This is a genomic window from Rickettsia sp. 109562A South Dakota, from assembly GCF_055791265.1.
This window is the reverse complement of sequence record NZ_CM147703.1, coordinates 833,714-848,940: the sequence shown is the minus strand read 5'-3', so window position 1 is coordinate 848,940 and position 15,227 is coordinate 833,714. Positions and strand designations below refer to the sequence as shown.

Genomic DNA, 15,227 nt, shown 5'->3' with positions numbered 1-15,227 from the left:
TGAAATGAAAAGTTGTAATTTTTATTACAAACAAAAAATATAAATCTTTATTCATAGTTCATATTACTATACCGGCGTTAATGCTGATCTTATAATGGGCATTATATATTATGATACAAGATCACAATACCGATCTAAAACACGAAGAGCATACTGAAAGGTTAAAAGCTTTACAAAATAAGTTAGGAAACTTATCCGGTTTCTTGACAACAATGCGTTCTGATAACAATGAGGAATACAAAAAAATTTCCAATGATTTAGAAATTTTAATGAAACAAATTAATACTATAAGAAAAAACATGGAAATATATTTTGTTATTATATTAATATTAATGTTTATTATAATTCAAAAAATGTTATGGACCACCGGTTCAAGTACTAATCTTTCTCTTTTAACAACTTTATTTTAGGTTCTAAGAACTCCTGTTTAATAATTTCTGCAGCTATATAAGAAGGTAATTGATTTGATTTAAATCTTAATTTTTGTAAGATTTTTTGGCTTTCTATTACCTGTTTATAAGCTTTTTTAGAATTAAATAATAACTCTTGAAGCTTATTACTAATAAGAGTAGCTCGGCAATTAAATTGGATAAATTCTGGAATTATTTCGCTGCCGGCTATAATATTTATCAACGTAACATATTTTATTTTTATTAATGCTCTAATGATAAGACAACTTAAAATATTAACCTTATATGCTACAATCATAGGGGTACCCGAAACAGCTATTTCTAAAGTATTAGTACCGGATTTTGCTAGAGCCAAATCAGAGACGGCATAAGTTTTAAGTCTTTCACTTGAAAATAAATAATTAAACTTAACATTTTCTAAAAACGGTTTTATTATTACCTCATGGGCAGGATTTGCAAGAGTAAATATAACTTTAAGATTCTTACAACTCTTGAATATTTCTTCTATTGAAGAAATAAAAACCGGTAAATGCCTTAGAATCTCTCCTCTTCTACTTCCAAGAGTAACACATAGAATTTTCTCATTCTCATCTATTTTAAACTCTTTACGTAAAGCTATTTTATCACTATAAAACTCTTGCTCCATAATCGGATGACCTATATATCTACAATCAAGCCCTACTGTAGTAAAATATGGAGGTTCAAACGGTAGTAAAGCAAATAAACAATCATAAATTTTAGCGTATTTTACTGCTCTCCCCTCTTTATATGCCCATACTGACGGAGCAACGATATGAATCATTTTCAGCTTTGGTAAAAGTTTTCTTACCTGCTTTGCAACACGATAAGTAAAACCGGGTGAATCTATGGTAATCAATAAATCAGCTTTACTATTTATTATATCCTCCACAGTTTTATCAATTAATTTTTTAAGCTTAAAAATATGAGGTAAAATTTCTACAAAACCCATTAAATTTATTTCAGATATAGGAAATAAGCTTTTAAAGCTACCGGCTTCTTCCATATATTTACCGCCAACGCCAACAAACTGTACTCCTGTATTGTTTTTTAAATGCTGAATTATGCGTCCACCGATAAAGTCTCCTGACATCTCACCAGCTATAAAGTAAATTTTTGCCATTTTGTTTAAGAATTCTAATTGTGAAGATAGTTATTTTTTAAGGTTCTCAATTTCTGCTTTTAATTGCTCTATTTCTTTTATAGATAATTCAGTAATCTCATGTATTTCTTCTATCGATCTTTTTTTAATTAACATCTTTTTTGCTATTTTTATACTTTTTGTAACTTCCCCTTCTTGTCTACCTTCTTCTATGCCTTTTGCCATGCCTTGTGCTCTACCTTTTTCTTCAGCAGAAACTATATAATCACGCTCTTTAAAGCTTTTATTCATATACGCCCGATAAGCTATATGCTCTTTAGGCGTCATCTTAAGTATATTAAGTCACTTTGCAACTTTCTTCATATAAGGTGATTTAAAATCTTTCTTAACTTCAGAATGCTTTACTATATACAACCATTCATCCAACTCATTTCTTATAATATCATCAAATAATGGAACAGATATTATAAAATACTCAGGAAATACATTATACAAATCAAATATCCTACCTTTCATATCACCTAAATGCAATTTCATAGGATGTTTTTTATCAATCTCTCTAAAAATAGTTTTCCCATGATATAAAGGCTTCTTCATATTATCAAAAGAAAAATATAGCAAATTAATATGGAATACTTTTTTAATTATAGAGTAATCATCATTTTTGGATATACTATCTACTATTAATCTACTACTATTCAAACAAGCCTTGTGTAAAAAAAGATTTGTATATGACTTATCTATCTCTACTATATATTTATGCCCTTCTTCATCTTCCACTATTACATCTGCTACACTAGATTTTAAGCTATCATTTTCTTTATTACTGCTACTCTCAAGTAATGCTGTTATCTTGACTGAGCTATAACCTGCATCCTTAAGTATTGCCGAAATAAATCCTTCAACTATCTCGTAATCACCTTTATCCTTAAGTAAATATTTAATAGCGTAATCAAAACTTATTATAGTACTCATATTTTTCTATCTAATTATATATTATTAAATTCCATTTTACGGTAACTCAAAGCTTCAGCAATATGCATTTTCAAGACCTTATCGGCATTCTCAAGATCAGCAATCGTACGTGCTACTCTCAGTATTCGATTATAAGCCCGCATTGATAAACGAAATTTATTTGCTGCCTCATTCAGTAAATCTCTTCCTTCATCCGCAGGCATAGCGTAATCTATTAATAACTGACCGTCTAATCTGTTATTTGTTTTAATATTATAACCCTCATATCTCTTGTCTTGAATCAAACGCACTTTCTCAACTCTTGCAGCTATATCCCTAGAATTTTCTTCAGAATTATAAGCAATGAGATCATAATTATAAACATTAATACTAGATACTTCTATATGCAAATCAAATCTATCCATAATAGGCCCCGATACTTTCATTTGATAGTCGCTAGCACATTTTGGAGCTTTTATACATTCTTTATAAGAATCCCCTAAATAACCGCATTTACAAGGATTCATAGCTGCTATCAGCTGAAAACTTGCAGGATATTTTATATGGGCGTTTGATCTTGAGATTAGTATTTCACCGTTTTCAATAAGCTGTCTTAATGCATCAATAACATTATGCGGGAATTCAGGTAATTCATCTAAAAATAATACTCCGTTATGAGCAAGCGTAATTTCACCCGGCTTTACTTTTTTTCCTACCCCGCCTCCCCCCAACCATAGCGGCAAGTGAACATGAATGGTGTGGCGTTCTAAACGGTCTTGCTGTGGTAAGTTTACCGTCTAAAAATTTTCCGGCAATACTTGTAATCGTGCTGCATTCTAAAATTTCTTTTGTAGACATTTTAGGTAAAATACTTGGAAGACGGGCAGCAAGCCTTGATTTACCGGTTCCGGGAGGACCGAACATTAAAAGGTTATGCCCTCCTGATGCTGCAATTTCTAAAGCTCTTTTAGCAATTTTTTGACCTTTTATATCTTTAAAATCAGGATAATTTATCGGCTCATCTTGCAGCTTAGCTTCTGGAGGAGTTAAAACTTGTGAACCTTTAAAATGATTTACTAGTTCAATTAAATTACCTACAACAAGTATATTATCGTTACCCCCGACCAAGCAACTTCCGAGCTGTTTTTACTTGAACACATAAGTCCTTTACCTCTAGCAAAAGCACCGATCGCTGCCGGCAAAGCTCCACTTACCGGTCAGATTGAACCGTCTAACGATAATTCTCCTATTATAAATATTCCGATATTTCAAGCTCCGGTAAAATATTCATTGCGGTAAATATTGAGCAGGCAATCGCAAGATCGAAATGGCTTCCCTCTTTTACTAAATCTGCCGGAGCTAAATTTATTAAAATCTTTTTAGTAGGTAGTGCAAGCCCTAATAGAAGATAGTGCCGCTTTAACTCGTTCTTTTGATTCGGCTATAGTTTTATCGGCAAACCCTACTATAGTAAAAGCAGGGATGCCAGGTGATATTTGTACCTGTACGTCAACATCGATAATATCAATTCCATTAAACGTTAGACTTGCTATATGAATTATCATGAAATTTTTCTTAAAATGCTATCCTGCGAGCTTGTAAGTACTTTTGTATGACTCTCAAAAAATCCTCGGCGTCATACCGTGGCTTGACCACGGTATCCAGCACAACAACTTATAATACTAATAATTTTAGTATTTTTAACTGGATACCGTGGTCAAGCCACGGGGTAGCAGAGAAAAGAGCCATACAACAATCTTATCTCAACTATTGATCGAAAAAGCATATTATAGAACAAACTTAGCTAAGTCAAGATTAGTTATTATTTTTGATAATTGATTTTCTACGAATTTATCATCGATAGTGATTTTTTTGCCTTTCATTTCGCTAGCTTCAAAGCTTATATCCTCAAGCAAATTCTCAAGTATAGTATGCAGCCTTCTAGCCCCTATATCTTCGACTTCTAAATTAACGGTAATAGCATAATCCGCTATCTTCTCAATAGCAGAAGCAGTAAATTCAAGATGCACGTCTTCAGTACCTATTAACGCCGAATATTGCTTTATTAAACTAGTTTCAGGTTCAAGCAATATTTTAATCATATCATCTTTAGTTAGCGAATTTAATTCTACTCTAATCGGTAACCTTCCTTGTAACTCCGGTAATAAATCAGAAGGTTTGGCAATATGGAAAGCACCGGAAGCAATAAATAATATATGATCGGTTTTAACCTGTCCATACTTGGTATTAACTGTCGTCCCTTCTATCAAAGGTAATAAATCTCTTTGCACTCCCTCTCTACTTATTTCGGCATTTTTTTCACCGGAACTAGAAGCTGAAGCTATTTTGTCAATTTCATCAATAAAAACTATACCGTCATTTGCAGCTAAACTTATAGCTTGCTGAATAATTTTTTCTTGGTCTATTAATTTTTCTGATTCCTCAGGTATAATAATAGCCATAGCCTCTTTAACTAGCATTTTTTTTGTTTTAGTCTTACTGCTGCCAAGCGCTCGTCCGATCATATCGCCAAGATTAAGCACACCCATTGATGCTCCGGGCATGCCCGGTATTTCAAAACTTCCGCCGCCAATAGGTGCAGTATCAGCTACGCTAATTTCGATTTCCGTATCGTTAAGTTCGCCGTTTAAGACTTTTTCTTTGAACTTTTCTCTAGTCTCACTACTAGAAGTTTTACCTACTAAACTATCTAATATTCTCTCTATCGCTTTTTCACGGGCATTAATATCTACTTCTGTTTTTGCTAAAGTTTTTTCAGTATTAACGGCTATTTCGACTAAATCACGAATTATTGATTCTACATCACGCCCTACATACCCAACTTCGGTAAATTTAGTTGCCTCTATCTTATAGAAAGGAGAATTAGTGAGCTTTGCAAGCCTTCTAGCTATTTCCGTTTTACCGACGCCGGTTGAACCGATCATTAAAATATTTTTCGGTACTATTTCATTACGCAAATTACCTTCTACTCTTTTACGACGACAACGATTTCTAAGTGCAATAGCAACGGCTTTTTTGGCCTTTTCTTGACCTACGATAAATCTATTAAGTTCATTAACTATTTGAGAAGGGGTAAGCCCCATAGGGTCTTTTTTATAAGTCGTTTTAGTAGCTTTCATACAACTTTTTCCATTATAATATTATGATTAGAAAATACACACAAATCTGCAGCTATATTCATAGATTTTAAAGCAATTTCTTCAGCAGTTAAATTATTATCGTAAGACATTAGGGCACGAGCGGCAGATAGTGCAAATAAACCGCCTGAACCGATTGCCGCAACATTATTTTCAGGCTCCACAACGTCACCGTTACCGGTTAAAATTAATATATGACTACGATCGGCAACAATCATCATTGCTTCAAGTCGTCGTAAATATTTATCGCTACGCCAATCTTTTGCAAGCTCAACTGCACTTCTAAGTAGATTATGCGAATATTTCTCTATTTTTGCTTCAAGTTTTTCAAATAAAGCAAGCCCATCAGCCGTAGACCCTGCAAAACCGGCAATAATTTTATTGTTTGCTATAGTCCGTAGTTTCCTAGCACTAGACTTTAATATCGTATTGCCATGCGAGACTTGTCCATCTGCTGCTATAATTATTTCTTCGTTCTTTTTTAAACAAAGTATTGTAGTGCCGTGTAAGGCTAAATTGTCTGACATCATATAAAATTTATTGATATTAAGTTGTTAATTAAGTACTATATCCATAGTATTAGAATAAATTAAAAATTAATAATATACTCCTACTCCTGATAAAGGCATTAGTAGGTAAACGAGTATACTTGACTAATCCAATTTAATTAATTATTGTCCCTTGAATTTTCAAGACTTAAACTTAAATAATGAATATATACGCAATATACATTAACTCTACACAAAAAAATAATAATTTTATTGTTATTAAAGAAAGCTTTTCATGGATAGCTGCTCTTTTAAGCATATTTTGGGCTTTATACCATAAAATGTGGTTAGTAGTTACTATTGCTATATTAGCAAATATAATTATTACGGCAATTAATATTGAAGAGTTAACGTTTATATTTAAGATAGTCGTAATATTAGGATTCGGCTTTTTTGCTTCAGATATTAGAGAGAATTATTTAAAAAGAAATAATTACCGACTAGAAGCTATTATAGTTACAAATTCTAGCATTGAAGCTGAATTAAAATTTCTAAAACGTAATATACTCGTTTAATAGGAGCGTTGTTACATGAATAGGAAAATGCCCTTAATGTCATTCCTGCGAAAGCAGGAATCCAGTAAAACCTATAAAAAACTTGTTTTTTTAGGTTTATTTTGTCAATTAATGTGTAATTTCTGTGCTAGTATTAAGGTTATTTTGGATTTCCCGCCTGCACGGGAATGACATCGATCCATGCAATAAAGCCTTTAACAGGAGTAAATGATGTACAATAAAGAAAATGTTTTTGCTAAAATTATAGATAAAAATCTTCTGGCAGAAATAATTTACGAAGACGAACAAATTTTAGCATTCAAAGATATAGCACCTGTAGCACCTGTGCATATTATCGTTATACCTAAAAACGAATATATAGATTATGCTGATTTTATCTCTAAAGCTTCCATAGACGAAATAAAACATTTTTTTGCTAAAATTTCTGATATAGCAAATGAAGCAGGTTTAGATAAAGACGGTTATCGTTTAATAACTAACAAGGGCGAGAAATCAGGACAAACTATTTTTCATTTTCACTTCCATATTATCGGCGGCGAAAAACTTATCGGATTGATAAATAAAAATGACTAAAAAATACAATATTGCAGTAATCGGAGCTACAGGAAATGTAGGGCGTGAAACTCTAAATATTCTAGCTGAGCGTAATTTCCCCATTAATAAAATTCATGCTATAGCTTCAGATAACTCTCTTGGACAGGAAGTAAGCTTTGGAGAAAAAATACTACAAATTAATAATCTAAAAAATTTAGATTTTAAAGGGTTAGATATTGCTTTTTTTTGTGCCAGTTCAGAAGTCTCAAAAGAATTTATACCGAAAGCTACTGCTAGTAATTGTGTAGTTATCGACAAATCCTCACTTTTTAGAGTTGACAATCAAGTACCATTAATTGTACCTGAGGTTAATTTATCAACACTTAAAGAGTTTACTACTAAAAATATCATAGCTAACCCTAACTGTATCGTAATTCCGCTTGCAGTAGCATTAAAACCGCTAGATAATGAAATAAAGATTAAAAGAGTAGTGATATCTACTTATCAATCGGTATCAGGAGCAGGTAAAGCAGGAATGGATGAACTCTACGACCAAACAAAATCTAAATATGTTTTTGGAGAAAACGATCCTAAAAAGTTTCCAAAACAGATTGCATTTAATCTATTTCCTCATATAGGTGATTTAAATAAAGACGGCTATACAGGTGAAGAAGCAAAAATTGCTTTTGAACTAAACAAAATTATAGGTGATCACTTTAAAGCTAGCGTTACTTCTGTCAGAGTACCGGTATTTATAGGTCATTCTATATCAGTTAATATAGAATTTAGCGACAAAATGGATGCTAACATCGCTGAAGAAATACTAAAAGATGCTAACGGTGTCGTTACAATTTCTAATAATAACAACCTTGCTTATATCTCACCCGTTGAAGTGGTAGGCGAAGATGCAGTATATGTCTCCCGCATTAGAAATGACGTAAGTAGACCTAATACGATAAATTTATGGATCACATGTGATAACTTACGTAAAGGAGCCGCTTTAAACAGCGTCCAAATTGCTGAAGAACTAATTAATACTTATTTATAATAATATAACTAATATGGATAATAAAAATAATAATTTAAATAAAAAAAACCCGTTAGTAATAGCATTAGGTGAATGTAGAACAGCTTTTTGGATAGTCTTTTGGTTTGCTTTTGTAATTAACTTACTAATGTTAATTACTCCTCTTTACTCGCTACAAGTTCTCGATAGAGTTCTTGGGAGCGGTAATCTACAAACATTATTATTTTTATCGATAATAATCGCATATATTTATTTTGTTTACGGATTACTACAAATTGCTCGTTCTTTTACACTTATAAAGGTAGGAGAATGGCTTGATAGAACAGTAGCCCCCGTGATTTTTGCTTCTTCAATTTCTGCAGCTGCAACACGAGCAAATATGGGTTCTAGCCAATTATTACGTGATTTTCAATCCGTCAAAACATTCCTAACAAGTACCGGAATTAATACTTTATTCGATGCCCCATGGAGTCTCATCTATATTGCAGTTATTTTCTCAATTCATCCATATATCGGTCTTATTACCGTTTTTGGTGCAATTATCATAGTTTCAACCGCTTTCTTTAACGCAGCAGCTACTAATAAAACGCTCGGTGAAGCTACCGAATTTTCGATCAAAGGCATGACCCAAGCTGATATTGCAAACAGAAATGCAGAAGCAATTGAAGCAATGGGAATGATGAAGAATGTTACAAACAATTGGCATAAATTTAATATATCAGCCCTTGATAAGCAATCGGTTGCTAGCTATCGTAACGGTGTTATTTCTAACTTTTCAAGGTTTATCCGTAACATAATGCAAATGGCTGTTACCGGCGTCGGTGCTTACATTGTTGTAAAATCTCACAGTGCAGATATGACTCCCGGTAATATGATTATGAGTTCTATTATAGTCGGTAGAGCTCTTGCTCCTTTCGATAATGCTATTGAGTTATGGAAAAGCATGAGCGGTACTATCAAATCATATAAGAATATTAATAATTTATTTAATACTTATACTTCTAGAGATGAAGCAATGCCGATTCCGAACGTTGAGGGGCATCTTACCGTTGAAAATGTTTATTATGCTCACCCTATACCAAAACATTTACCTCAACCTCCTGTACCGAAATATATCTTAAAAGGCGTTAGTTTTGCAGTACAACCGGGCGAAATTTTAGCAATTATCGGTCCTTCAGCTACAGGAAAATCAACTTTAGCTAAAATCATAGTTGGGGTATGGAAAGAGTCATCAGGTTCCGTACGTTTAGATAGTGCTGAAATTTATCGTTGGAATAGAGAAGATTTCGGTAGACATGTTGGCTATCTTCCTCAAGGAATAGAACTTTTTAGCGGTAGTATTAAACAAAATATAGCTAGAATGGAAGAAAATGCCGATCCACAAAAAGTTATTGAAGCAGCTAAAATAGCCGGTGCTCATGAGATGATATTAAGATTTCCTGACGGTTATGATTCTGATATCGGTCCCGTAGGCTCTAATCTATCAGGCGGACAGAGACAGCGTATCGGGCTTGCTAGAGCTTTTTACGGTCACCCAAAACTCATCATTTTAGATGAGCCTAACGCTAATTTAGATGAGGCAGGTGAAGTTGCTCTTGCAAGTGCCTTAAAACAAGCGAAACTTAAAGGAATAGCAGTGCTTGTAATTTCACATAGACCTTCCGTATTATCCGTTGTTGATAAAATTCTAATATTACAGGATGGAGCCGCTGCAGTTTACGGAACGGAAGAAGAGATTCAAAAACACTTTAAAACTTTAAAAAGCGGTACAATTCATATTAATGCCGACCAATAATGTCATATCGTGGTTTGACCCTATGTTGTACGAACGTTCAGGATGTCATTCCTGCTTCCGCATGAATAACATCGAAAGCAACGCAGACAAACACTGACTAAATATAATAATGATTAAATTGTATGCAGGACTTAAAACATAATAAACCTCAAACTACTCCGGAACAATTAAAACAATTATTATCTTTAAGAGAAGATGCGTTAAGCCTTAAAGGTCAAAGCTCTAAACGTAAAACTTTAATAAATACTACATTAAAGAAAACTTCTCATGCTATAGAATTTCTATTAGTAAAACTTGATAGGTTTATTAATTTTATTACCAAGAAAACCGATAAAGATCGTAATAACGTAGCACAAGCTGCAAGATCATCTATACTTTTCGGTATTTATGTTATTATCTTTTTAGTATTGATAGGCGGATTATGGTCGGCTCTTGCACCTCTTGATAGCGGTGCCGTAGCTGTCGGTATAGTAATGCCAAGCACAAATAAAAAAACAATCCAACATCATGAAGGCGGAATAATTAATGCTATTTACGTTAAGCAAGGTGATAAAGTCAAAGAAGGCGATAAGTTAATAGAGCTTGAAGAAACTAGAATAAAAAGTGAGCATGAAAATATTCTTGGTCAGTACCGTAATTTTTTAGCAACTGAAAATCGTTTAATTGCCGAGCGTGATCATTTAGAACAAATTGAATTTTCTGATTTTCTAATGCAAGATATAAACTTGCCGGAAGTAGCTAAAATAATTCATACCCAGGAAAATTTATTTAGATCTAGAAAAGAAGTATATAACTCAGAGAAAGATGCATTACATCAACGTATTGCTCAACTCGAGAAAAAAATTGAAGGTTTAGAAGCAAAAAAAGTTGCGGCTACTAAAACAGCTGAAGTTTATCAAGACCGTTTAAAAGCTTTAAGAACGCTAAAAGAAAAAGGCTTTGTACAAAAAGCAGCCTTATTAGACCAAGAGGCAAAAGTTGCCGCTTCAAAAAGCGACGTTGCAACAACTGAAGCCGAAATAGCAGGAACACGTCATACTATTACCGAAAGCCAAATTAGTATTATAAACCTACAAAATAAATATACTGAAAAAACTTTAACAGAGCTTCGTGATGCACAAGTACAAACCGCAAGCCTTAAAGAAAAATATAATTCCCTGACGGATTCGCTTAATCGTGTGATAATCAGATCACCTGTTGACGGTATAGTTAATAATTTAAAATATCACACAATCGGCGGTGTTATAGGTCATGGACAAACTATTATGGAAATTTCGCCGATTAATGATCCATTAATAATAGAAGCAAAGGTATCTCAAAAAAATATTGATGCAGTACATGAGGGGTTAGTTGCAAAAATACGTTTCAGTGCATTTAAATCAAGAACAACTCCAACATTTACCGGTAAAGTGGTGAGTATATCCCCTGATATAGTACAAGATGAAAGACAGCATCCGGGACAACAACAAGATAATTATTATGTTGCAAGAGTTGAAATCGATATGGATGAATTTAACAAAGTTGCTAAAGTTAAAAATCTTGAACTACACCCCGGTATGCAAGCTGAAGTACAAATCGTAACAGGCACAAGAACGCTACTTAGATATTTACTTGATCCCGTTACCGATACTGCATTTAAAGCTTTCAGAGAAAAATAGATAATTTGAAAATTCTAGATATCCAATAGCAATGTTTATTAAAAATTCTTAATACTGTATTGACTTTTAACCAAACAAGGTATAACTTTATTTCACAATCTAATTATATAAAGGTTATGTTAGGCTACGAAAAAGAACAAAGAAGTTTAAATAAAGAACAAAAACAAGCTATTGGATTACTTTCTATAGGTACATTTCTAGAGTATTTTGATCTTATGCTTTATGTGCATATAGCGGTGCTTTTAAATAATTTATTTTTTCCGGAATATGATCCTTTCACTTTTTCGTTGCTTACTGCCTTTTCTTTCTGTTCTACCTATTTGCTAAGACCTATAGGAGCATTAATATTTGGGTATATAGGCGATCATTTTGGACGTAAGATTGTAGTTGTTTTAACTACCTTATTAATGGCTATTACTTGTGTGATTATAGGCAGTATACCAACATATGCACAGATAGGTATAACGGCCTCTTGGGTTCTTACTATATGTCGTATAATTCAAGGTATATCGGCAACTGCAGAAGCACGAGGTGCAGAGTTATATTTAACCGAAAATTCAGATCCGCCTATACAATATCCATTAGTAGCAATTATAACCGTATTTTCTGCCGTAGGCACCACGGTAGCACTAGGTATTGCATCAATTTTTACTAATCAAAATATTTATCAACATGAATCAAGTTGGCGTATAGCCTTTTTCGTTGGTGCAACTATCGCTTTTGTAGGTACTATTGCAAGGACTAGTTTAAAAGAAGCGGATGCATTTTCAAATAAAAGACACAAATTAAAACTAAGACTTCAAGACAATAATATTATGCTTGAAGAAATTGAAAAAGATATGCTAGATCAAAAAGTTCCGAACGCCACTTCTATTTGGTATTTCTTTATCCAGTGTGCTAGACCTCCGTGTTTTTATTTTGTGTATATATATTGTGGCGATATATTAAAAAGAGAATGCGGATTTACTCCGAATCAAATTATAAATCAAAATTTTTGGGTATCTATAGTAGATTTACTCGGTATTATCGGTCTTGCATTTATTAGCTATAAAATCCATCCTTTAAAAATATTAAAAGTAAAATTATATCTATTTTTTACCTCTCTCATTTTTTTCCCTATAATGTTAAATTATAATCCTACCCCTTTATATATTTTTATTTTTCAATGTTTAGCTGCATTATTCGTATTTGATCACGTACCGGCAGCTCCTATATTTTATAAATATTTCCCAGTTTTTAAGAGATTTACATATACTAGTATGCTAAGTGCAATAGCAAAATTATTTACTTATATTATAACGTCATTTGGTTTAGTTTATATTACTAATTATTTAGGATATTGGGGATTATTTTTAATTTTCATTCCGGTAGGTATAACTTTCTTCATGGGAGTAACTTATTTTGAGAAAATGGAAAAGGATCGCAGTTTATAATTTTATTAAAAGTAGAGTTTATATTAAACTTAAAATTATTTTTATAACATTCAGCATATATAAGCTCTGAAACTAAAGGTATTTCAAGCATTTCACTTAAAACTAGAAAGCTTTTCAATGTCTCTTTAATTATTTTATGAGCTTTTTCAGGCGATGTAGCTCCTAAAGTTTGTAAATTATGTATTCGATCAAAAAGTTTTATAAGAGCAGTATCATATCTTTTTTGTTTAATTAATAAATTAAGATTTTTCGCTGCACTAATTTTCCCCCAAGGTTTAATTCTAGTTAGACCTTCTACATGTCTTGCTACTTCTTCATCAAAAATGTTGCTAATCATTTCTTCAGTAAGTTCAGTATCTTCAATAGTGTCATGAAGTAATGCAGCTTGTAGCATTCTAAAAGTAAAGAGTTTAGGAACTTCTTTTGCTACAAATTCCGCTACCATAATTGTTACTGCGATTGGATGAGAATAATAAGGGGCACCCGATTGACGCATTTGCTCACCATGATATTTACGAGCATAATAAATACCTTTTTTAACTTCTCTAATATCGATAGGTTGTTTTACTTGGGTATTTAAAAATAAAAGCCTTTCGATTAATTTATCTGAATACTTACAGCTTTCAAAATTTTTTTCCCAATACTCTATATCTTTCATAAAATCTCCCAATTCTATATATTATTTTATTGGTTTTTCTTATGATTATCTTTTATGTTTTCGTTTTAAACACCAATTACTATTTATTTAAAATCATTAAAAATCTTTATATGTAATAATTTTACTATTTTTAATGCTAAAAAATAACTATATATTAAAAATAGTTTTTTATAAAGGGTTTATATGCTATTCTTAACTATCACCTACATTTTTCTCATTACAACAATCTTAATATCTTTATTTTGTCGTGATAAAAGACCTACATATTTAGGCATAGGCATTACGATTTTAGCAGCTTTTTATCAAGGTATAATAAATATTATAGAGGTTGGGACTTTATCTATTTTTACTGCTATTACTTATGTCTATTTTAATTTGCAACTAAATAAGATAATAAAAACATTATTATTTATATTAATCTCGTTAGGTTTTACTATATTTGCTTTTCATAAAGTTCCAGGATTCTTTAATATACTTGCTATTAATAAAGTACAGTTATCGGAATTATCTATACCATTTACTATGTATCTAAATTTTGATAAGGTAATGCCGGCTTTAATAATTTTCTCTATCAGTGATTTATATATTTTAGAAAAACAAAAAAGTATAAATGCTATAAGATATACCTCCCTTTCTCTATTACTATGTATAACAATAATTATGGCTCTGTCTTTAATAAGCGGTTACGTCTTATTTGAGCCTAAAATACCAAGCATAATACCAGTATGGGCAATTAACTAATTTCTTTTTAGAATGTATGGCTGAGGAAACGTTCTTTCGAGGATATTTTGTACAGAACATTACAAAATCTTTTACCAAAACAGCAAATTTTAGCTGTTATTATAGCATCTTTAGTATTTGGGGTCGCACATTTTCAAGGCAGACTAATATATATAGCCTTAAGTTCTATATGCGGGTTCTTCTACGGTTATGCAATATTATAAAACAGACAAAATATTATGCTCTATGATAGTCCATTTTGGTCTAAATCTATGCCATTTATATTTACTTATCCTACTCTTAAAACTTTGTGAAATAAATCTAATTTTAGTAGACAAAGTTATAGAGTTTATTTATTTATAAAATAAATAGTAAATATAATAACTAAGTTTTATGAACAAAGACATCCCAACCGATTTATTACCTTCTGAATATGATATAACAAGTTCTAATAATGCTGCTTTGACTTTATTTTTAATGGGAACAACTTTATTATTCTTGTTTGGTTATTACTGTTATTGTTGTTTCAATAATGAGCAAAAAGATATGGGGTTTGAATTAATCGGTGAACAGGATGAACATACTGAGTAGTATTTTAGAATTATTACACGGTTCTTGATGTCATTCCTATGAAAGGGCGCTGTTGCTGGCTCAAAAAAAAGCGTTCTATGTCATTCCCGCGGAGGCGGGAATGACA

16 protein-coding genes and 1 pseudogene are annotated in these 15,227 nt (G+C 32.1%); 10 read left to right on the top strand and 7 right to left on the bottom strand.

Annotation, left to right across the window (positions count from 1 at the left end; all coding sequences use genetic code 11):
• Positions 1 to 110 precede the first annotated feature (110 nt).
• Positions 111 to 410, top strand: a complete 300-nt coding sequence (locus ACIAS7_RS04715) for a hypothetical protein (protein ID WP_032139557.1) — start codon at positions 111 to 113, stop codon at positions 408 to 410.
• Here ACIAS7_RS04715 and lpxB read toward each other — a convergent pair.
• From lpxB to hslV, 6 genes and pseudogenes are all read right to left on the bottom strand, one after another.
• The gene (gene lpxB / locus ACIAS7_RS04710) at positions 379 to 1,551 is read right to left on the bottom strand and encodes a lipid-A-disaccharide synthase (RefSeq protein ID WP_473198413.1); all 1,173 of its coding nucleotides are present in this window, start codon (positions 1,549 to 1,551) and stop codon (positions 379 to 381) included. The genes ACIAS7_RS04715 and lpxB overlap by 32 nt on opposite strands.
• Positions 1,552 to 1,581: 30 nt before the next feature.
• The gene (locus ACIAS7_RS04705; RefSeq protein WP_473198412.1) at positions 1,582 to 1,821 is read right to left on the bottom strand and encodes a hypothetical protein; all 240 of its coding nucleotides are present in this window, start codon (positions 1,819 to 1,821) and stop codon (positions 1,582 to 1,584) included.
• Positions 1,822 to 1,872: 51 nt separating this feature from the next.
• On the bottom strand, positions 1,873 to 2,505 hold the full coding sequence (locus ACIAS7_RS04700; protein WP_473198411.1) for a PD-(D/E)XK nuclease family transposase: 633 nt from the start codon (positions 2,503 to 2,505) through the stop codon (positions 1,873 to 1,875).
• Positions 2,506 to 2,519: 14 nt separating this feature from the next.
• Positions 2,520 to 4,049 (bottom strand): annotated as a pseudogene (locus ACIAS7_RS04695) (YifB family Mg chelatase-like AAA ATPase).
• Between the two features lie 222 nt (positions 4,050 to 4,271).
• Positions 4,272 to 5,624: an ATP-dependent protease ATPase subunit HslU gene (gene hslU, locus ACIAS7_RS04690; RefSeq protein ID WP_473198410.1), complete on the bottom strand. Its 1,353-nt coding sequence runs from the start codon at positions 5,622 to 5,624 to the stop codon at positions 4,272 to 4,274.
• Positions 5,621 to 6,169, bottom strand: coding sequence for an ATP-dependent protease subunit HslV (hslV, locus tag ACIAS7_RS04685; RefSeq protein ID WP_473199418.1), 549 nt, complete (start codon positions 6,167 to 6,169; stop codon positions 5,621 to 5,623). The genes hslU and hslV overlap by 4 nt, the downstream gene beginning before the upstream one ends.
• A gap of 182 nt (positions 6,170 to 6,351) precedes the next feature.
• Between hslV and ACIAS7_RS04680 the strand changes: the two genes are divergently transcribed.
• The 6 genes from ACIAS7_RS04680 (at position 6,352) to ACIAS7_RS04655 (ending at position 13,152) form a co-directional block, all read left to right on the top strand.
• Positions 6,352 to 6,705, top strand: a complete 354-nt coding sequence (locus ACIAS7_RS04680) for a DUF2628 domain-containing protein (RefSeq protein ID WP_473198409.1) — start codon at positions 6,352 to 6,354, stop codon at positions 6,703 to 6,705.
• A 210-nt stretch (positions 6,706 to 6,915) separates the two neighbouring features.
• Complete coding sequence (locus ACIAS7_RS04675; RefSeq protein ID WP_473199417.1) at positions 6,916 to 7,278, top strand: HIT domain-containing protein; 363 nt, start codon at positions 6,916 to 6,918, stop codon at positions 7,276 to 7,278.
• Positions 7,271 to 8,287: an aspartate-semialdehyde dehydrogenase gene (gene asd, locus ACIAS7_RS04670; RefSeq protein ID WP_473198408.1), complete on the top strand. Its 1,017-nt coding sequence runs from the start codon at positions 7,271 to 7,273 to the stop codon at positions 8,285 to 8,287. Before ACIAS7_RS04675 ends, asd begins: the two co-directional genes overlap by 8 nt.
• Before the next feature lie 13 nt (positions 8,288 to 8,300).
• Positions 8,301 to 10,061 carry a type I secretion system permease/ATPase gene (locus tag ACIAS7_RS04665; protein WP_473198407.1) on the top strand — a complete coding sequence of 587 codons (1,761 nt, stop codon included), beginning with the start codon at positions 8,301 to 8,303 and terminating at the stop codon, positions 10,059 to 10,061.
• A 122-nt stretch (positions 10,062 to 10,183) separates the two neighbouring features.
• A complete protein-coding gene (locus tag ACIAS7_RS04660; protein ID WP_473198406.1) occupies positions 10,184 to 11,719 on the top strand; it encodes an HlyD family type I secretion periplasmic adaptor subunit in 1,536 nt (511 codons plus the stop codon).
• A 116-nt stretch (positions 11,720 to 11,835) separates the two neighbouring features.
• Positions 11,836 to 13,152 (top strand): MFS transporter, encoded by a 1,317-nt coding sequence (locus tag ACIAS7_RS04655; protein WP_473198405.1) that lies wholly within the window; start codon positions 11,836 to 11,838, stop codon positions 13,150 to 13,152.
• Here ACIAS7_RS04655 and ACIAS7_RS04650 read toward each other — a convergent pair.
• Positions 13,103 to 13,810, bottom strand: a complete 708-nt coding sequence (locus tag ACIAS7_RS04650) for an HD domain-containing protein (RefSeq protein ID WP_473198404.1) — start codon at positions 13,808 to 13,810, stop codon at positions 13,103 to 13,105. The genes ACIAS7_RS04655 and ACIAS7_RS04650 overlap by 50 nt on opposite strands.
• Before the next feature lie 183 nt (positions 13,811 to 13,993).
• On the opposite strand from ACIAS7_RS04650, the gene ACIAS7_RS04645 reads away from it, so the two are divergent.
• The 3 genes from ACIAS7_RS04645 to ACIAS7_RS04635 all read left to right on the top strand — a co-directional run bounded on the left by ACIAS7_RS04645 (position 13,994) and on the right by ACIAS7_RS04635 (position 15,121).
• On the top strand, positions 13,994 to 14,551 hold the full coding sequence (locus ACIAS7_RS04645) for a hypothetical protein (protein ID WP_473198403.1): 558 nt from the start codon (positions 13,994 to 13,996) through the stop codon (positions 14,549 to 14,551).
• Between the two features lie 47 nt (positions 14,552 to 14,598).
• Positions 14,599 to 14,754, top strand: a complete 156-nt coding sequence (locus ACIAS7_RS04640; RefSeq protein WP_473198402.1) for a CPBP family glutamic-type intramembrane protease — start codon at positions 14,599 to 14,601, stop codon at positions 14,752 to 14,754.
• Positions 14,755 to 14,923: 169 nt separating this feature from the next.
• Positions 14,924 to 15,121: a hypothetical protein gene (locus ACIAS7_RS04635; RefSeq protein WP_473198401.1), complete on the top strand. Its 198-nt coding sequence runs from the start codon at positions 14,924 to 14,926 to the stop codon at positions 15,119 to 15,121.
• The last annotated feature ends 106 nt before the right edge of the window (positions 15,122 to 15,227 follow it).